Source organism: Pseudoalteromonas rubra, assembly GCF_005887115.1.
Taxonomy (GTDB): Bacteria; Pseudomonadota; Gammaproteobacteria; order Enterobacterales; family Alteromonadaceae; genus Pseudoalteromonas; species Pseudoalteromonas rubra_F.
Map to the genome: position 1 here is coordinate 107251 of NZ_PNCJ01000012.1, position 18900 is coordinate 126150.

General features: G+C 48.3%; 19 protein-coding genes. 9 read left to right on the plus strand and 10 right to left on the minus strand.

Annotated features, from left to right (window positions below; all coding sequences use genetic code 11):
* Positions 1–146 precede the first annotated feature (146 nt).
* Positions 147–1301, plus strand: a complete 1155-nt coding sequence (locus CWB98_RS08245) for a chorismate mutase (protein ID WP_138544433.1) — start codon at positions 147–149, stop codon at positions 1299–1301.
* A gap of 40 nt (positions 1302–1341) precedes the next feature.
* On the opposite strand, the gene tyrA is transcribed toward CWB98_RS08245, so the two are convergent.
* The 6 genes from tyrA to CWB98_RS08275 all read right to left on the minus strand — a co-directional run bounded on the left by tyrA (position 1342) and on the right by CWB98_RS08275 (position 7069).
* Entirely contained in the window at positions 1342–2475 is a 1134-nt protein-coding gene (gene tyrA / locus CWB98_RS08250) for a bifunctional chorismate mutase/prephenate dehydrogenase (RefSeq protein WP_138544434.1), read from the minus strand.
* Positions 2476–2744: 269 nt separating this feature from the next.
* Complete coding sequence (rplS, locus tag CWB98_RS08255) at positions 2745–3104, minus strand: 50S ribosomal protein L19 (RefSeq protein ID WP_054014092.1); 360 nt, start codon at positions 3102–3104, stop codon at positions 2745–2747.
* 33 nt (positions 3105–3137) lie between these two features.
* Complete coding sequence (trmD, locus tag CWB98_RS08260; protein WP_138544435.1) at positions 3138–3902, minus strand: tRNA (guanosine(37)-N1)-methyltransferase TrmD; 765 nt, start codon at positions 3900–3902, stop codon at positions 3138–3140.
* Positions 3902–4435: a ribosome maturation factor RimM gene (gene rimM / locus CWB98_RS08265; RefSeq protein WP_138544436.1), complete on the minus strand. Its 534-nt coding sequence runs from the start codon at positions 4433–4435 to the stop codon at positions 3902–3904. Before rimM ends, trmD begins: the two co-directional genes overlap by 1 nt.
* Positions 4436–4452: 17 nt before the next feature.
* Positions 4453–4701, minus strand: coding sequence for a 30S ribosomal protein S16 (gene rpsP / locus CWB98_RS08270; protein WP_010382415.1), 249 nt, complete (start codon positions 4699–4701; stop codon positions 4453–4455).
* A gap of 277 nt (positions 4702–4978) precedes the next feature.
* Entirely contained in the window at positions 4979–7069 is a 2091-nt protein-coding gene (locus tag CWB98_RS08275) for a TonB-dependent hemoglobin/transferrin/lactoferrin family receptor (protein WP_171045610.1), read from the minus strand.
* Positions 7070–7311: 242 nt separating this feature from the next.
* Between CWB98_RS08275 and CWB98_RS08280 the strand changes: the two genes are divergently transcribed.
* Genes CWB98_RS08280 through CWB98_RS08295 form a run of 4 tightly spaced genes read left to right on the plus strand, consistent with a single transcriptional unit; the run spans position 7312 to position 10696 of the window.
* On the plus strand, positions 7312–8130 hold the full coding sequence (locus tag CWB98_RS08280) for a heme/hemin ABC transporter substrate-binding protein (RefSeq protein ID WP_138544438.1): 819 nt from the start codon (positions 7312–7314) through the stop codon (positions 8128–8130).
* A complete protein-coding gene (locus tag CWB98_RS08285) occupies positions 8127–9173 on the plus strand; it encodes a FecCD family ABC transporter permease (RefSeq protein WP_138544439.1) in 1047 nt (348 codons plus the stop codon). Before CWB98_RS08280 ends, CWB98_RS08285 begins: the two co-directional genes overlap by 4 nt.
* Entirely contained in the window at positions 9166–9963 is a 798-nt protein-coding gene (locus CWB98_RS08290) for a heme ABC transporter ATP-binding protein (protein WP_138544440.1), read from the plus strand. The genes CWB98_RS08285 and CWB98_RS08290 overlap by 8 nt, the downstream gene beginning before the upstream one ends.
* Positions 9956–10696, plus strand: coding sequence for a HugZ family protein (locus CWB98_RS08295; protein ID WP_138544441.1), 741 nt, complete (start codon positions 9956–9958; stop codon positions 10694–10696). Before CWB98_RS08290 ends, CWB98_RS08295 begins: the two co-directional genes overlap by 8 nt.
* A gap of 224 nt (positions 10697–10920) precedes the next feature.
* On the opposite strand, the gene ffh is transcribed toward CWB98_RS08295, so the two are convergent.
* Positions 10921–12300, minus strand: coding sequence for a signal recognition particle protein (gene ffh / locus CWB98_RS08300; RefSeq protein WP_046006663.1), 1380 nt, complete (start codon positions 12298–12300; stop codon positions 10921–10923).
* A gap of 162 nt (positions 12301–12462) precedes the next feature.
* Between ffh and CWB98_RS08305 the strand changes: the two genes are divergently transcribed.
* From CWB98_RS08305 to CWB98_RS08320, 4 genes are all read left to right on the plus strand, one after another.
* Positions 12463–13269: a cytochrome C assembly family protein gene (locus CWB98_RS08305; protein WP_054014099.1), complete on the plus strand. Its 807-nt coding sequence runs from the start codon at positions 12463–12465 to the stop codon at positions 13267–13269.
* Between the two features lie 93 nt (positions 13270–13362).
* Positions 13363–14646: an HlyC/CorC family transporter gene (locus tag CWB98_RS08310; RefSeq protein ID WP_138544442.1), complete on the plus strand. Its 1284-nt coding sequence runs from the start codon at positions 13363–13365 to the stop codon at positions 14644–14646.
* 156 nt (positions 14647–14802) lie between these two features.
* A complete protein-coding gene (locus tag CWB98_RS08315) occupies positions 14803–15051 on the plus strand; it encodes a hypothetical protein (protein ID WP_138544443.1) in 249 nt (82 codons plus the stop codon).
* Between the two features lie 19 nt (positions 15052–15070).
* Complete coding sequence (locus CWB98_RS08320) at positions 15071–15319, plus strand: hypothetical protein (protein ID WP_138544444.1); 249 nt, start codon at positions 15071–15073, stop codon at positions 15317–15319.
* A gap of 173 nt (positions 15320–15492) precedes the next feature.
* Here the strand turns inward: CWB98_RS08320 and CWB98_RS08325 are convergent, their stop codons facing one another.
* The 3 genes from CWB98_RS08325 to CWB98_RS08335 all read right to left on the minus strand — a co-directional run bounded on the left by CWB98_RS08325 (position 15493) and on the right by CWB98_RS08335 (position 18802).
* Positions 15493–16101 (minus strand): hypothetical protein, encoded by a 609-nt coding sequence (locus tag CWB98_RS08325; RefSeq protein WP_138544538.1) that lies wholly within the window; start codon positions 16099–16101, stop codon positions 15493–15495.
* A 116-nt stretch (positions 16102–16217) separates the two neighbouring features.
* Positions 16218–17795 (minus strand): glutamate--cysteine ligase, encoded by a 1578-nt coding sequence (gene gshA, locus CWB98_RS08330; RefSeq protein ID WP_138544445.1) that lies wholly within the window; start codon positions 17793–17795, stop codon positions 16218–16220.
* 71 nt (positions 17796–17866) lie between these two features.
* Positions 17867–18802, minus strand: a complete 936-nt coding sequence (locus tag CWB98_RS08335) for an NADP-dependent oxidoreductase (RefSeq protein ID WP_138544446.1) — start codon at positions 18800–18802, stop codon at positions 17867–17869.
* Positions 18803–18900 lie beyond the last annotated feature (98 nt).

Sequence of the window (18900 nt, forward strand, 5' to 3'; positions counted from 1 at the left end):
CAGATTTATGACTTTAACGACACGCAATTACTTTTTCTTTTTTAGCTTCTTTAGGTGAAGAGGCTTAACTGTTTGCGTGTAAAAATCAGATAGCTAAGCCTCCCACACTGGGAGGCTTTTTTTTGGCAAAATGGGAGTGAGGACCTATGACACAAGATACTTTGGATGCGCTGCGTAAGGACATCAATGAAATTGATTCCGAGCTGTTGATCCTGCTGGCAAAACGTCGCAGATTGAGCCACAGCGTACTGGAATACAAGATCACCAATAACAAGCCTATCAGAGACGAGGCTCGCGAGCTGGCGCTGCTGGAAAAACTCATCAGCTACGGCAAATCACTAGGGCTGGACCCTTTCTATATCAATAACGTTTTTCAGGTGATCCTGGAAGATTCAGTATTGAATCAACAAGCGCTGCTACAGAAGAGCCTGAACCCCGAGTCTCTGAGTGATACGCATAAAGTCGCTTATCTGGGTGGACAGGGATCTTACAGTCAGCTTGCCTGTCACAAGTATTTTAGCCGTCGCCCCGGTACACTGGTCGAGCTTGGGTGTCAGACATTTTCGGACATTACCCAATCTGTTGAAAAAGGTCAGGCTGACTACGGTATACTGCCGATTGAAAATACCAGCTCAGGGAGTATCAATGAGGTGTTTGATTTGCTTCAGCATGCTCAGGTGTCGATTATCGGTGAGGTAACACACAGTGTTGAGCACTGCTTACTGGCACAAGAAGGTACTACCCTCAAAGACATCAATAAAATTTTCGCCCATCATCAACCCTTTGCGCAATGCAGTCGCTTCCTCGAAGGGCTTGGCGACCTGACACAGGAAACCTGTGACTCCACGTCTAGCGCTTTGAAGCTGGCAGCAGACACACCAAACAGTGCCGCGATTGGCTCCGCACAGGCTGGTAAAGGCTTTGGTCTGGACGTGCTGAAAAGCGGCCTGGCTAATCAGGCAGAAAATCACAGTCGCTTTATCGTCGTTGCACGTCAGCCACTACAAGTATCGACTCAGATCCCTACCAAAACCAGCCTGATCATGGCAACTAAGCAAAAAGTCGGCTCTCTTGCCGATGCCTTGATGGTGTTCAAAGAACACAATATCAATATGACCAAACTGGAATCACGCCCTGTGCCAGGTAACCCTTGGGAAGAAGTGTTTTATGTTGACCTACAGGCTAATGTCGCCGATAAACAAGTACAAAGCGCCCTTGAATCTCTGAAAGAACATACTCAGTATGTGCGTATTCTGGGTTGTTACCAAAGCGAATCTCTGCAAGCGGTAGAAGTCGTGTAAAGAAAGAGAGCGAGGCTTGCCTCGCTCTGCCATCGTAAAACTAAGATATGACCTTAGCGTCGTTGGCCTTATTGAGCAGGCCCCGGCTTTGACGTAAAAAGGTTTGTGCATTGTCCGAGAAATAGCTTTTAGCCTCTTCAAAGGCGGCCATAAGTGCCGCTTTGTCGCCTGATTGCAAACGACCCAGCGTTTGCTCAAAGGTATCCTGGTAGCTTGCCAGCAGCCCTTCCACTTCATCAAACTGCGCCAGCATAATATCGGTATAAAGCTCACCCGACTGCGCAAACAGCCGCCCAACCATCATCAGTTCAAGCTGATAAATCGGTGAAGAACACCCTTTGAGCTCTTCCAGCGTGTGGCACTGACGAGCCAGAAACTGACCATAGACAAACGTCGTGAGGTGGCGCATAACCTGAATGATTTGCATAGCCTGATCGTGCTTCTTAGCCGCCATATTAGCCAAATGGCACCCCCAGATCCTGAGTTGCTCAAGCAATCCCTGATACGCCTCACTGTTGCGCCCGTCACACACCACCACAGTCTGCTTCACCCAATGTGAAATATCTGGTCCAAACATGGGGTGTAACCCCACCACAGGCCCAGGATGCTTTTTCATCATCGCTTGCAGGGGCGCTTGTTTAACAGAGGTAATATCTGCCAGCACGCAATCGTCGGGAAGTGGCGGTAATTCATTGATCACTTGCTCCAGCGCATTAATCGGGACACTCAACAACACCAGTTTGGCGTCCGAGAGTATCGCGCGCTGATCTGCTTGCTGCGCTTTATCCAAAATACGTACATCATACCCTGAGCGCTCTAACTGGCGGGTAAACAATTGGCCCATGGCGCCAGCGCCACCCACTATCACCACGGGTGATAATTGAGGGGCTGCGCAAGCCAGTTCACTTTGCTGATTCTCATAGGCTTCGCGCATCATTCGGCGTAATATATCTTCAACGAGGTCCGGGTTGACGCCCTTTTTATCTGCTTGCGCTCGCCTTGCCTCAATCAGGTCCGCCTCTCTTTGCGGCACATGCAGCGGTGCCCCGGTGACTTGCTTGATTTTTCCAACCTGCTCAGTGAGTTCTCGCCGTTGTGCCAGCAGGTCAACCAACGCACTGTCGCAGGCGTCAATTTTTTCCCTGAGCAAAGTTAGTTCAGATGTTTGACTCATTCCCATACTGTAAACTATTATTTACTTTAGTAAACCAAAAGGTACACCAGTCTAATGCCAACTCGCTTAGATTAGCAAGCTCTTTTACCGCGATTAAATCTCATCATAGTCCACACTAAAGCAGTGTTGATCATTGAATTAAAGCGGATCAATATTAAAAGTCGTAGACATCTAGGCAGGCAATTGAGGAAGTAAGATGATTAGGGCCTAAAACCAAAACGGGCCACTCAAAGAGTGGCCCGTTTTTAAGCATTGGTAAATGCGACGTATTAGTTAAGTTTTTCTTTAATACGTGCAGACTTACCAGAACGCTCACGCAGATAGTAAAGTTTCGCACGGCGAACTGCACCACGACGCTTCACTGCAATGCTGCTAACAAGAGGGCTGTGCGTTTGGAATACACGCTCTACACCTTCACCGTTCGAGATTTTACGAACTGTGAATGCAGAGTGAAGACCACGATTACGCTTAGCGATTACAACACCTTCAAAGGCCTGTAGACGCTCTTTCTCGCCTTCTTTAACGCGAACCTGAACAACTACTGTGTCACCAGCGCCGAAAGCAGGTACGTCTTGCTTAAGCTGTTCAGCTTCAAGCTCTTTAATAATATTTTGGTTTACTTTTGCCATTTTATTTCTCACATTCCTAGGAGTAACTGTCTTCTAGCCACAAGCTTCATGTTCTTGCTGAAATTCAGCAAGCAAACGCGCTTGCTCCTCAGTCAGAGCTAGGTTACGCAACAAGTCTGGACGGCGTAACCAAGTTCTTCCCAGTGACTGCTTTAAGCGCCACTCGGCTATCGCTTGGTGGTTTCCGCTGAGTAATACAGCAGGCACCTGTTTTCCATCCAACGTTTCTGGCCGAGTATAGTGTGGACAATCTAATAAGCCGTCTGAGAACGAATCTTGTTCTGCAGACTGGTTGTGTCCTAACACACCAGGCACCAATCGAGCGACTGCATCGATTAATGTCATGGCGGGTAGTTCACCCCCACTTAGAATAAAATCCCCGACGGACCATTCTTCATCGACATACGACTCAATGATCCGCTCGTCTATACCTTCGTAGCGACCAGCGACTAAAATCAACTTTTCGGATTGAGCCAGTTCGGCCGCTCCTTGTTGATCTAACTTCCGCCCTTGTGGAGACATGTAAATTACTTTAGCGCCTTCCCCTGCTGCCTGTTTGGCATTGAGGATGGCTTGTTTGAGAGGCTCGACCATCATTAGCATACCCGGACCACCACCATAAGGACGGTCGTCAACGGTTCTGTGCTTATCCAGTGCATAGTCTCTCGGGTTCCAGCAGTGAAAGTCGATCAGCCCGTTTTTCACGGCCCGACCGGTGACACCTTGCTGAGTTACCGCGTCAAACATTTCAGGAAAGAGTGAGATCACTCCAACCCATAGTTTTTGCTGTTCACTCATTAAAACGCCGGATCCCAGTCTACAGTAATTTCTCGTGCTTCGTGCTTAACTTCAATCACAACAGAATCTGTCAGGAATGGAATTAAGCGCTCAGACTGACCAAATGCATCTTTTTTGTTTGCTTTCACAACCAAAACATCATTTGATCCTGTCTCCATCAAGTCATCAACATGACCCAGGTTATACCCTTTTGTCGTAACGACTGTCATACCGATGAGATCTCGCCAATAAAACTCCCCTTCTGGTAATTCAGGAAGCTGCTCTACATCTACTGAGATTTCTGCATTGGTCAATGCCATTGCTTCGTCTCTGTCGTTGATGTTCGCAAACTTGGCGATAAAGCCCTTGCTGTGGCGACGCCAGTCACTCACTTCAAGGGTTTGCCATTTACCTTGTTGACCTATCAACCATGGGCTGAAATCGAAGATCCCTTGGGGATCATCAGTAAATGAATGCACCTTAAGCCAACCTTTGATGCCATAAGGAGCACCAAGTTTACCAACAACGATTGTCGAGGTTTTTTCTTGACTCATGGTTACACTTACGCCTATTAAGCCGCTTTACGAGCGTCTTTAACCAGTTTCGCTACGCGATCAGAAAGACCAGCGCCCTGACCTACCCAGTGATCAACACGGGCAAGGTCTAGACGAAGTTTTTCTTCTTGACCAGCAGCGATTGGGTTAAAGAAACCTACTTTCTCGATGAAACGACCGTCACGCGAGAAACGGCTATCCGCAACCACGATTTGATAGAATGGACGCTTTTTAGCGCCGCCACGTTGCAAACGAATAGTTACCATACCGTCCTCTACATAGATTGACTGTTTTCATTAATAAGATTTGCTTCCCACTTTGGGAAGCTGGGGAATTGTACGTCTTTTTTCACGCATTGCAAGTGTGAAATCCATTTTATTACTAAATGATGAAGATGCTCGGTAATTGACAGAAGATAACGCCTAAATTGTGTGAATGCGATGACCGGCCGGAGCGATATCGCATCTGAAGGCACACGTATAAAAGAAGGCTGCAAAACAGACACCCTTCTTTATAGATACAGTGGAACTTTAACTGTGCTGACTAGAAGGTGATTTTAACCTTGGCCGCCAGATAACGTCCCGGCATTGTATACTGAGACAAGCTGATATCGGCAGTGTTACCTGCAACCCGCTCGTAGTTAACGTATTCCTTATCCAGCAGGTTGAAGATACCCATATTCAGCTGCCAGTTTTGCCATTGATAGTCCGCAAAGACATCGACCGTGGCCCAGCCAGCGGTTTTAATTGCAGCATCAGAGGGGACTTTATCCATATGACTGGCTGCACGCAACGCCGTTGTCAACGACCACTGCTCAGACTCATAACGCGCTTTAACAAAGCCATTAAGCGGGCTCAACGATTCTATGTAGTCATCGGTCTGTGAATTTTTACCATGCAGGTAGGTCAGGCCACTGTCGATGGCAAGCTGCTCGCTGCGCCACAGGGTCATATTCGCTTCAATCCCTTTGATTTTTACTTCTTCAATATTCTGGTATTGAAACACCTGTTTGCTGACATTGGGAATAAAGGTCGGCTCGGTGCGTACCAGTTGGTTGGCAATAAAATCATCAAAAGTCGAATGGAATACGGCAAGGGAGAACTGACTGCTATCGAAATTACCTTTTAAGCCCAGCTCTATGCTGTCACTGTATTCCGGATCCAGGTCTGAATTGGGGATGATCTGGTAGAAAGGCTCAACACCGTGACTCTGATAAGCCTGATCGTGGGGCGGGATCTTAAACCCACGCGCATACTGGCCCACCAGGCTGAGATTCTGGGACAAGTTGAATACCACGCCCAGTTTAGGCGACAAAGCTGTTGCATCAATTTTGTCAAAGACCCCGTCGGTATACAGCGCACTTTGCTTAGGGTCCATCTGATAACTGTCCAGTCGCAAGCCCGCATTTACGCTCAAGGTATTGGGCAGCAGCGTCACGTTATCCTGGACAAATAGTCCAATCAGCCTTGTATCCGCGCCGGGGAACGCTTTTTGTGGCTCATGATCTTTGACCAATGTGCCTTGCAGGTTGCGCCGTGACTTATAACGCGGGCGTTGCGTGTCATACTGGTCGAAGTCAGCCCCATACACGAATTGATGCGCGACATCGCCAACGGTTAACTGTTTGTCCAGTACCAATCGGGTGCCAACAATCTGCTGCTCAAAGCGATAGTCATTGGTATCAACGTAAGGGCCTGAGCGGTCAGCACCAGCACGAGTTTGGTCGCTGCGCTGCTCGTAATCGCTGAAGTATACCTGGGCCTCCAGGTTATCGTATAACCTGGTTGCCGCGCTGCTTTTATATAGTACAGACACTGACAGGCTGTCGTTCTCTTCCTTTGTTTCGTGGCTCTGAGCTGCCAGTACCTGCTCGGTTTCCTGCGTGTAATAATCTAAAGTGGTTAACAAGCTGGACTGCGGCCCCAGAGTCAGCTCACCTTTGAGTACCGCAGCCGTAGAGGTGTAGTCCGCTTCAGGTAAGGTTTCATCATAATTCTGTGCCTGGCTGCCATCTCGGCGCGTTAACTGGACCGATGCAGCATGCTCGCCAAGGCGCTTTGCAAACACGCCGCTGAGGCTTTGCTCGTCACTGGCACCGTGATAACCGGCGCTGAGATGCGCATAGCTGGCAGCATCCGCCAGATAATCAGACGCCGATTTAGTGGCTATGACGACGATGCCGCCGAGTGCATCAGAGCCGTAAAGTGAAGATGCAGCCCCCTTCGCGACTTCGATTTGCCTGACCCCCTCTAAGTCCAGATAACCACGGCCGATTAACAAGCCCTGACCTCCTTCGTAGGCATCATTGAGTCGACGACCATCTTTAATATACACAACCCGGTTGCCGCCAATGCCGCGCACAGTGATCGCCTGGGCGTTACCCGCACTGCCCTGTGTGGTTATACCGGTTTGATAACGAAATGCCGAGGCCAGGTCGATACCGACTTCCTGCTCCAGAGCCTGCTCGGTCACCACACTGACGCTGCCTGCGACATCCGACAGCTTCTGCTCGACCCGTGAACCGCTGACCACAATCACGTCTGCCGACTTTTCAAATTCATCGGCCTTAACATCGGTCGTACCAAAAAGTGCCGCCACTACACCAAGCGCAATACTGCTGTGCTTTAAAGTCATTAGAAACCTCATTCAGGGAATTAAACAGAACTATTTTGCTGAGCACTATAATGTTCCTAAAACTCATTTGCAAATGATAATGGTTTGCATTTTTATATTTATGTAGATTTAACAGGTCTTATTCAGTAGAATCGGCATCTAACAAGACAAGCACCCTCTATTTCTGCGTGACAGATGAATTAAAAAATTGTGACGGGAAGTGCAGAGGAAACCAAAAACCATTGTGTTAAATGAGATAAACCATGCGTAAATTTATGTTTCTGATTTTGATATCAATGCTCAGTCAACAGGGGCTCGCCGCACAGCGGATAGTTGTCGCGGGAGGCTCTATAACAGACATAGTATTTGCTCTGGGGGCAGGAGAAAACGTCGTGGCTGTAGATACCTCCAGCACCTCACCTGTTGCTGCAACGAAATTACCTAAGGTAGGCTACTATCGAGATCTGGCCGCTGAAGGCGTGCTGTCGCAGCACCCTGAGCTGATCCTTGCTTTGCAAGGCAGCGGCAGGCCCGAAGTTTTGACTCAGTTGCGCAATACCGGAGTGCAACTGAACCTGTATGATAAGCCAACCAATATCAATGAATTATTTAACCTGATAGCTCAGCTTGGCCAGGATCTAAGCCAGCCAAGTCAGGCACAACGGCTTATAAATGAATTGAAGCAAGCTTTACCACCCAAAGCACCACCATCCCCCCTCCGTGCGCTCTTTATTCTCTCTGCCGGCGATCGAGGCGTCACCGTAGCCGGCCCAGAAACAGTGCCTGATCTGCTCTTTGGCTATACGGGTGTGCGAAATCTGGCAACGGCGCCCGGCTACAAACCCTTTAATCGTGAAGCTATGTTAGTCAGTTCGCCCGACTTTTTGGTTGCCCCAAGTCATGTTGTTTATAGTCTCGGAGGCCCTGAACAATTTTGTCAGCAAAGTGCCCTGGCGCTGCTACCGGCCGCTCAACAATGCAGACTACTGGTGATGGATTCTTTGATCTCTATGGGAATGACCACCCGACTGCCTGAAGCCATCGCTCAACTTGCCGCATATCGGGAACAATCCACGTTATGACTCCGGCGCTCTCGATTTTAACGTCACGTCATCACACGGCCTGGGTATGGTTAAGCAGTACTGTACTGCTTGCGCTGGCCTGGCTGTCTCTAAGTAGCGGCCCGGTAGGCTGGGACTGGCGTATGCCTTTGATAGCCCTGTTACCTGATCAGCTTACACAAGATATTACTGAGCTGCACATAACCGTAGTCACTCAGATCCGCCTGCCAAGACTATTACTGGCCTTGTTGGTTGGGTGTGTGCTTGCCTGCAGTGGCGCTGCCAGTCAGGCATTGTGTCGCAACCCATTGGCCGACCCCAGCCTGATGGGGGTCACAGGTGGTGCGGCCGTTGCAGCCATCGCGGTGATTGCGCTTTCACCGAAAGTTGCCTTTATTAACGAAGCCATGGTCGCACCGGCAGCTTTTTTAGGCGCGCTGGCCATTACTTCCCTGCTGTATCGTATTGCCAGCCACAACGGCCAGGTCCAGATCACTATACTGCTGCTTGCCGGGGTGGCGATCAATGCCGTTGCCATGGCGCTGATCGGACTGTTTAGCTTTTTTGCCGACGATACTTCGCTGCGCCTGATGACTTACTGGCAAATGGGCGCTCTGGCCGGTGCGAGCTGGCCTGCGATGCAATATGGTGCGCCGCTGATCCTCATCTGTATCGCCATGCTGTTTATTCGTCGTAAACAGATCAACGCTTTGATGCTCGGAGAGCGCGATGCCAGACATTTGGGCGTTAACGTCAGGCGATTGAAAAATGAAGTGATTTTTTTGATTGCGCTGGGCGTTGGTGGCGCCGTTGCCATGTCGGGCATGATCGGCTTTGTCGGCCTGCTGGTCCCGCATCTGGCACGCCTGCTGGTCGGCCCAGATCTGCGCCGTATGCTGCCTTTGAGTATGTTACTTGGCTGTGTAGTACTGCTCACGGCCGACTGGCTGGCACGCCTCGTTGTTGCCCCTTCAGAGCTACCCATCGGTGTGATCACCGCCCTGTTCGGCAGTCCGTTTTTTGTCTATTTGCTGATCCAACAAAAGCGAGGTGCACATGCTTGAATGTCGTCACCTGACAGTGACCCGTGGCGCCAAGCCGGTACTGACTGAAGTGTCATTGACGCTAAAAGCCGGTCAGTTTATTGTCTTGCTGGGCGAGAATGGCGCTGGCAAGTCAACCCTGCTGAGCGCGATTTGCGATGATATTCCTTATCATGGCGAGATCTTATGGCGCGGCACACAGCTCAACACGTTGGACCCGCTGACGCTGGCGACACAGCGAGCCGTGCTGTTGCAGCATAACCGGGTTAACTTTGCCTTTAATACCACCGAGCTTATTGCCATGGGGCGCTACCCTTATCAGGAAAGCACCAGGGAACAAGCTGCCGTGGTAGACCAACTCATCACCCAGCTGGCTCTTGAACAACTCGCCGGACGTGAGGTTACGCAACTGTCTGGCGGCGAATTTCAGCGCGCTCAGTTTGCCCGCTGCCTGGCACAGCTAAATGCACATGACCCGGGCACCCGAAACAAACTGATGTTGCTGGATGAGCCGACATCGGCACTGGATCTGCACCACCAGCATCGGGTTCTCAGTGCCGCGCAACGCTTTGCCCATCAGGGCAATACCGTTATTGCCGTGTTACATGATTTAAATCTCGCGTCGCTTTATGCCGACCGGATCCTCTTGCTGGCTCAGGGTCAGATCCGCAGCGATGGTCCGCCGCAGGATGTCCTCAGGCGCGATGTATTGCAACCCATTTACCAAACAGGCATGCAGATTAACCTGCATCCCGGATATAATATACCTATGATATTCTCAGAACCGCTAACAGGAGCTCCCAATGCGTGAACAAGCCGTTTTTGAAGCGCGCCAGCTGCTCAGACATTCGACTGTCTGTGTGATGTCCACACTCTCTAAAAATCTGGCGGGCTACCCGTTTGGCTCAGTCACGCCGTTTATGAGTGACGATCAGGGTCGGTTGATTTTTTACATTGCTGGCATTGCGCAACATTCGCGCAATCTGACAGCCGACAGCAGAGTGTGCGCAACAATTTTTGATGCGGCGCAAAGCGGAGACCAGAACGAACATGCCCGCGTCACCATAGTCGGCGACGCTGCGCCAGTTCAAGATGAGGAAGCAGCCGACTTACTGCTTCGTTACGAGCGTCACTTTCCAGAAGCCATCAGCTATCGTCAGGCCCATGATTTTAAGCTCTGGCGCATGGAAATAAAGCGCGTGCGTTATATCGCCGGCTTTGGGCAGATATTCTGGCTGGAGGCGGACGAATGGGCACAGCCTGCTGCAAATTGGGACCTGGCCGACGAAGTGCATATGGTGGAACATATGAATGACGATCACCAGGATGCCAATCAGCTGATCCTCAAGCTGGTGCATAATGTTGATGCCGCAGAGGTGACGATGACGACGCTCCTCTCCGAAGGCTGCTATTTAAGAGCCAATGACAAGTCTTATTACGTACCCTTCGACGCGCGCTGTGAAGACGCGACAGCAGTGCGTAAAGCGCTGGTGCGCCTAACCAAAGCGGCCCGCGCACAATTCGGTGAAGCCGTAGAAAGCTAATACCAATTTGCTTAATTAAGTGGTCTATTTTGAGGCGAGAAAATAGGGTCGATAACAAGGCAAAAATTTTGCTATTTAGTTGTTCTAAATGAAAAATTTTTAACGCTGTTAGCGTCCTATTTGCTTCTTCAAATAGACCAAGTATTAAGTGAAATTAGTATAAGCATTAAAAAAGGACAGAGTGATCTGAATCAGTCTGTCCTTTTCTCGATTTTGAGTCTGAATTAGAACTTCGGACCGCCACCACCGAACATGCCCGGCGGCATCATGCCTTTCATATTCTTCATCATTTTCATCATGCCGCCCTTACCCTTCATCTTTTTCATCATTTTTTGCATCTGGGTAAACTGCTTGAGCAGCTTATTGATATCCTGAACCTGAGTACCTGAACCGGCCGCAATCCGCTTCTTGCGTGAGCCTTTGATCACTTCCGGACGCGCGCGCTCATGTGGTGTCATGGAGTTGATGATGGCTTCCATCTGATTAAAGGTCTTGTCATTCACCTGGCCTTTCACGGCATCCGGTAAGTTAGACATACCAGGCAATTTATCCAGCATGGACATCATGCCGCCCATGTTTTTCATCTGGCGTAGTTGTTCAGCAAAGTCTTCCAGCGTGAAGCCATCACCTTTAAAGACTTTCTCGGCCACTTTAGCCGCTTTGTCTTTATCAACTTTAGACTCGACCTCTTCGATCAATGACAGCACGTCACCCATACCAAGAATACGTGACGCCACACGGTCCGGGTGGAATGGCTCTAGTGCATCAGTGCGCTCGCCCACACCAATGAACTTAATGGGTTTACCAGTGATATGGCGGATAGACAAGGCCGCACCACCTCGGGCATCACCGTCTGTTTTGGTCAGGATCACACCGGTCAGCGGCAGCGCTTCGTCGAAAGCCTTCGCGGTATTCGCAGCATCCTGACCAGTCATGGAGTCGACCACAAACAGGGTTTCAATCGGTGAAATGGCCGCATGGAGATCTTTGATCTCGCCCATCATCTCGTTATCGACGTGCAAACGACCCGCGGTATCCACCAGCACTACATCGATGAACTTTTTCTTCGCGTGTGAGATGGCATTGGTAGCAATATCCACCGGCTTTTGCGAAATATCACTGGGGAAGAACTCAACGTCTACTTCTGTGGCCAAGGTTTCCAGCTGCTTGATAGCCGCCGGACGGTAGACGTCGGCACTGACCACTAACACAGATTTTTTCTTACGCTCTTTTAAGAACTTAGCAAGTTTGCCCACACTGGTGGTTTTACCCGCACCCTGCAGACCTGCCATCATGACAACCGCTGGCGGTTGCGCTGCCAGGTTGAGCTCCTCGTTGGCCTCACCCATGGCTTTTTCGAGTTCTTCACGCACGATCTTGATGAAAACCTGGCCTGGGCTCAGGCTCTTAGTCACTTCAACACCAACCGCACGCTCTTTAACCTGCTTCACAAAGTCTCTGACGACAGGCAAAGCAACATCCGCTTCAAGCAGCGCCATGCGCACTTCACGGAGTGTTTCCTTAATATTGTCTTCGGTTAGTCGGCCGCGGCCGCTGATGTTTTTAAGCGTTTTTCCTAAGCGTTCTTGGAGGTTCTCAAACATTTATCGCTTCCAGTATGTCGTAATTGCCCAGCATTATACTGATATGCGCGTCACTAATACAGTATTCAAGTCAGTTAAGAAACTTTTTCCCTGCCTCTATGCAAGAACCCGAGCTTAAAATACAATAGCCTACAAAAGGAGCATGTAAGTAGAAAGCCATTCATGTTGATCATCAGTTTATCTTTGTTTGCCAGTCTGTTTTATGTACTTGCCACCGGGCATGTACTGTCGCGCCTATTCCATAAGGAAGGCCCTAGTCAAAAGCTGACCATTATTTTCAGCACAGTGGCGATACTTAGCCATATGCTGGTACTGGTAAACTCCGTGTTTACGCAGGATGGGCAAGATCTCAGCACCATTAATGTTGCGCTGCTTACCTGCTGGGTCATTGTGGTGTCAGTAACAACGGTTTCTTTAAAGTTTCCGGCGACATTGTTATTACCTGTTGTCTATGGCTTCGCCTCGATACTCCTGATAGCCAGTCTATTTGTCCCGCATCACATTGTAATGAAATCGCTGGACGTGGATATTGGTCTGGTAGTGCATATTTCGCTCTCGCTGCTGGCATATTGTGTCTTAATTATCGCCACACTTTATGCGGTACAGTTTTACTTCATTGATCGCAGACTGAAAGAAAAAGACCTGGCCATCATGCACAGCCACCTTCCACCGTTAATGCAGGTTGAATCTCAGCTCTATCAGCTACTGACGGTTGGCACGGGCTTATTAACCCTGGCGCTGCTCTCTGGTTTTGTGTTCCTCGAAGGTATGTTCGCCAAAGAGTTTTTACACAAAACCGTATTGTCACTGGTTGCCTGGTGTATGTTCAGTGCTGTTACCATTGGCCACCACCAGTTTGGCTGGCGGGGCAAGTCTGTGGTATTTGCAGTGTTAGGTGCGTCAGGTATCGTTACCTTGGCCTATTTCGGCAGTCGCTTTGTTCAAGAAGTGATCTTAGGTAAGTTTTAATCTAAGTTTTAGCTTAAGTTCACGGTTTTTGACTTGACTCTGAAATCTGGCTAACGCTTAATACTCCTTCGTAAGCAAAAAAGGGATCCTCTGTTGGACGACATATCAACCAGCGCCTTGTTTATTATTCTTGGCGTGCTTGTTCTGCTCTCGGGTTATTTTTCCAGTTCGGAAACCGGGATCATGTCTATCAATCGCTACCGATTGCGTCACTTGGTCAAAGAAAAACACAAGTCGGCACAGCGCGTAGACGAACTTTTAAAACGCCCGGACCGTTTAATTGGTCTGATCCTAATCGGCAATAACCTGGTTAATATCGCAGCCTCTGCGGTTGCTACCGTGTTGGGTATGCGCTTGCTGGGTGATGCAGGTATTGTGGTTGCCACCTTTGCTCTGACCTTGGTCATTTTGATCTTTGCGGAAGTAACACCTAAAACACTGGCAGCACTGTACCCCGAAAAAATTGCGTTTCCCAGCTCTGTGATTCTTAAGCTGTTGTTAAAAATACTCTTCCCTGTAGTTGTGACCGTGAATTGGATCACCAACGGTATGCTGAAGCTAATTGGCGTATCACCGGAGCAGATAGAAGAACACAGCCTGAGTAAAGAAGAACTTAAAACGGTTCTCAATGAATCTGGCGCTATGTTGCCAACCAACCATCAGGATATGATGACTTCCATCTTGGATTTAGATCATGTGACGGTTGAAGACATTATGATCCCACGTAGTGAGATCAATGCGATAGATATCAATGACGACTGGAAAGTGATCTCTAAACAGCTCACTAATGCTCAGCACACAAGAGTACTCCTATATCGTGATCAGATAGATGACGCCGTGGGCTTTATCCACTCTCGCGATGCCTTGCGTCTGCTGACCAAAGAGCAGTTTGACAAGCCATCACTGCTACGAGCGGTACGAGAAATTTACTATATTCCGGAAAGCACCTCACTAAACACGCAACTTTTGAAGTTCCAGCAAAACAAAGAGCGTATCGGTTTGGTGGTAGACGAATATGGGGATATTCAGGGTCTGGTGACACTGGAAGACATCCTTGAAGAGGTAGTCGGTGACTTTACCACAACCAAGACGCCAGCCCCGAGCGACGAGGTAGACGTTCAAAATGATGGCTCAGTTATGGTTGATGGTGGCGCGAACGTACGCGACCTGAACAAGGAAATGCGTTGGCACCTGCCAACTGAAGGCCCAAAAACCCTTAGCGGACTGATTGTTGAATATCTTGAAGATATTCCGCAGACACAGTTGGGCCTGAAAATAGCGGGCTATCCCATGGAAGTAGTCGAAATCAAGGAAAACATGATCAAGGTGGTCAAAGTTTACCCCAATAAAAAGAAAAAGCCTGCCAAATCACACTAATGAAAAAGCCGCGTAACGCGGCTTTTTCATTTTTAGTTACAAAAAACTCACCAATATACCCTTAAAAACTTGCCTACATTCTGTACAAATTAATTTCATTATTGTTAACTAATTCAGCCCAACTTATGGGCATATTCGAATGAACAAGGAAATACTATGAAGTTAAAATTGAACAAGAAAAACGTGAAAGCCTTGTCTTCTGACAGCGCAGTGCTGCCAGGGAAAATGACACGCAAGGTTGCCGGTGGCTTAGTGACACTCGAATGTCCAAGTGACTGGGATCGCTGGACCAGCGGTGGTTGTGTATCAACTCAGTGCGAAACTTACACCTGCCCACCACCGCACACTATTGTCGGTGATTGTCCTATGTCGTGGGACTGTCGTTTCTCCAAAACCGGATGCTAATCACAATAAAGGAAATAATATGAAACTTAAGCTAAACAAAAAAAAAGTAAAAACACTCTCAGCCGACAACTCAGTGTTACCTGTAAAAATGACCGGAAAAGTCGCGGGAGGCGTGCCACCTACTTCAAATTGTCCAAGTGATTGGGATACACGTACCAGCTATACCTGTACAACGCTGAACTGTGCCGAAACCTACAACTGCCTGCCCTCTATCCATAATGAGTGTGACACCTGGGATTGTCGATTTTCACGCAATACTACTTGTTGATTCAATAGGGAAATAACAAGCAATTGTCATTCCGCTCAATGCTCTAATTAAACATTGAGATTGGTGCAGCAGCGCACTTATCTGCTGCACATTTTTAAAGGAAGGAGTCATACCAATTTCACTTAATACCTGTTCAATTTGAAGGAGCAAATTGGTATTAAATGACAGTAACATTAGGAGAATAAACGTTCAAACCAGCTCTTATCGAGATCGGCCTCACATCGTTTGAGCTGAGCGCCATAACGCGAAGCACGATGCTTCACTTTATTGGCCACTTTCATCAGCCATTGCTTCTTCTTATAAGTACCCCGTCGGTAGCCACCCCAACCTTCATGATAGTTGAGGTATTGTGCATAGGCATCCCACTTGGAAACGCCGTTGATTTTATGAGTTTTATAGACAAACCACCCCATAAAATCTATGGCATCTTCAAAATCATCTCTGTCTGCGCCCGAATTCCCTGTTTCACGAATGTAGTCGCTCCATGTCGGTGTTTTTGCCTGTGAATAGCCATAAGCACTGCTGGCACGGCCAATAGGGATGACCCATAAAAAGTACTCCATAGGAGGCGCGGCGTCATGCCTGAACGAGCTTTCCTGATACATCATGCTCATTAATACGTGTTTAGGTGACCCCCACTTTTCTTGGGCATCTTTTGCATCAAAATACCAATCGTCTTTTTCTTCAAAAATTTTACAAATATCATTCGGTTGCTTCGGAGGTGCTGTCGCACAGCCAGCCAATGCAGCCAACAAAGGAAATAAAAGTATTTTTTTTCTCATTTTTTTATGAACTCGTTGAACTTTTATAAATTGTGCCGGTCTTACTCTTTGAATGCAGCAGTTTAGCATTGTTTCATCCCTGATATTTATTTGCGCAGCCTACTGGCTGCGCTTTTTTATGCCCGAGAAAAGTAGTCCCGCAAAAATTCGTTAAACGTAGCATTGTCTTTTGCAACAACGTCTTGCTCATCCGCAAATGATCGCTCGCTCATGGTATCCAGAGCTGCTTGCTGAAATACATGATAGTCGTCTGACACATGGTATTGTTTGTACCGCTGCGCCAGTGACAAAGCCAGTTTACCGCTGTCCTGGGCTTGACTGGTTAGTTGGTCAACAATACGTCCAGAAATGGTTAGCTCAGGACGATTAACCCACTCACTAAGCTTGGCTATCACTGGTGCGTAGCGCTCAGCACCATGCGCTTCATCCAGCACAGCTGCAACACGGTGCAATTGTTCAAAAATATCCTGACCCCACTGTTTTAAAGAGCCTGTTTCTGTTCCTCTGTGGAGGACCACATCAGGATTACGACCCTCATTGATGACTTGCTGTAAATTTAGGTCACAGATTTTTTGCTCTTCCCAGCTTAGCGCAGGAGACTCTTTCAACAAGCAGTATGTGAGGAATACATCCAAAAACAGGATTTGTTCAAGGTCAATCCCGGTCTCACTGAATGGATTGACATCCAGCGCTCGGATCTCAACATATTCAATGCCCCCCCGGCTAAGTGCCTGAGTTGGGGTTTCTCCTGAGCGACCATTTCGTTTGGGTCGGATAGGCGAATAGAATTCGTTTTCTATCTGTAGGATATTTTTATTGAGTTGTTTCGGTGCTTCGTGCTGATAATCCGGAATATGCTGGTACAGATCTGATTGACTACGAATGGCCTTTTGCAACCCCGCAACATAGTCATCCAGGCTGTTGTATGTAACTCGCAATGATGACTGCGCACTATTGGTGTAACCCAGGTCCCCCAGTCGCAGTGCTGTGCCATATTCAAGATATAGTGTTCCCTGTCCCAGCTTTTTGAACGGCAATTCGCTGCTTTTGCCTTGCAAAAAAGAATGACACAAAGCTGGCGAAGCACCAAACAGATAACTGATAAGCCACAGTTCACGTTTAAAGTTTCGAATAAGACCCAGGTACTGATCCGAAATAAATGCCTGTGGAGGTTGAGTATCCTCCGTCAGTGTTTGAAGGCTTTGCCACAAAGAATCGGGAAACGAAATATTAAAATGCACCCCAGCGATGGCCTGCATCATACTACCATAGCGGTTTTTCAGGCCTTCCCGATACAAAGTTTTCATTTGGCCAATATTTGACTGGCCAAATTGCGCCAGGGTAATGTCGTCTTCATGTTGGATAAAGCACGGCATACTCATTGGCCACAAGAGTTCATCACCCATATGGCTCAGGGTATACTTTTGCAAGTCTCTCAGCTGAGAGAGTGTTTCCTCGGGTGATTCGCTGACAGGCGTAATAAACTCCAGGAGAGATTCGGAAAAATCAGTTGTGATCGCACCATGTGTCAACGCATGGCCAGCTCCACGAGGATGCGGGGTTTTGGCAATCTCTCCGGATGACTTAATTCTCAGCGCTTCTCGTTCAATCCCACGTTTTATGCCACGCAAGGCGCTACGATGTGCCGATGTCGCAAGCGCTTCTAACTTGCCTTGTAAATTTAACTGTTTCAAAAACTAATACCTCGAGGCCCGGTGCTCAGTAATACACAATGCTACTGTCAATTGGGGCAAATTACGAATACTCAAGCGGTAATGATCACTTTGCCAAAATGCGCACCTTGTTCAACAAACTCGTGCGCCTGCTGAATGTCGCTTAATTTAAATTGCTGATCAACCAATACCTGCAACTGGCCTGCACATACGGCTTCATATAAACATGCCAAATGTACCTGGTTTGCTTCAACCAATAGTCCACGTCCCGTCACCCCTTGTTGGTGAGCAACAGCTAACACCTGATCTTTTGTTACTGTAGGAACAGTGACTAATTCAGAGCCCGCAAGTAGGTTTTGCGTCATACTCTGTCCCAGCTCAGCCCCAACTAAATCAATCAAGAGACCCTTACGAGGCTGTGACAAATACGCGTCCAGCGTAATGGCCTGAAAGCCCAAGATACTGAAAACCTGATGCTCAGTGCGACGACTGACAGGGATCACATCAAAACCGCGTAATCTGGCGATTTGCAGTAACAGATGACCAACTCCTCCGGTCGCTGCATTGACATATACAGGCATTTTCTCAGGGTCAAAATCGACCAGCGCCTGCCATGCAGTCAACCCCGCAAGACACAGACCGGCCAAACTGGCTTCTGCATTCTGTTCAACTTTAATTAATTCACAGGCGTTGCAATAAACATGGCTGGCATAACTTCCAGGATGACTGGCAAAGCCAACCATACCTATCACCCTATCCCCCGGCTCAAACCCGATTACAGTATCACCGGTTTGCACTACTTCGCCCAATACATCATAGCCCAGAGGCAAGAACGCATCGGTCACTTTACCTTGCGCGACATACCCAAGGCCGTTACGTGTTTTGATATCAATGGGGTTAACAGACGTTGAGATAACTTTGACCAGCACCTGTTGATCGCAGGGTGATGTCAGTGGCAAGTCCTGAACACATAATTCAGTGCTGCCACCAAATTGAAAAATGCCATACTGGCGAAAGAGCTTTTCCATGGAAGATGCGTATTTATGTGGCGATAAGGAACTCTAACATATCACAGTAAAACCCCCAACCTCAGTACGTTGAATTTAAATAGATACGGACGGCATAT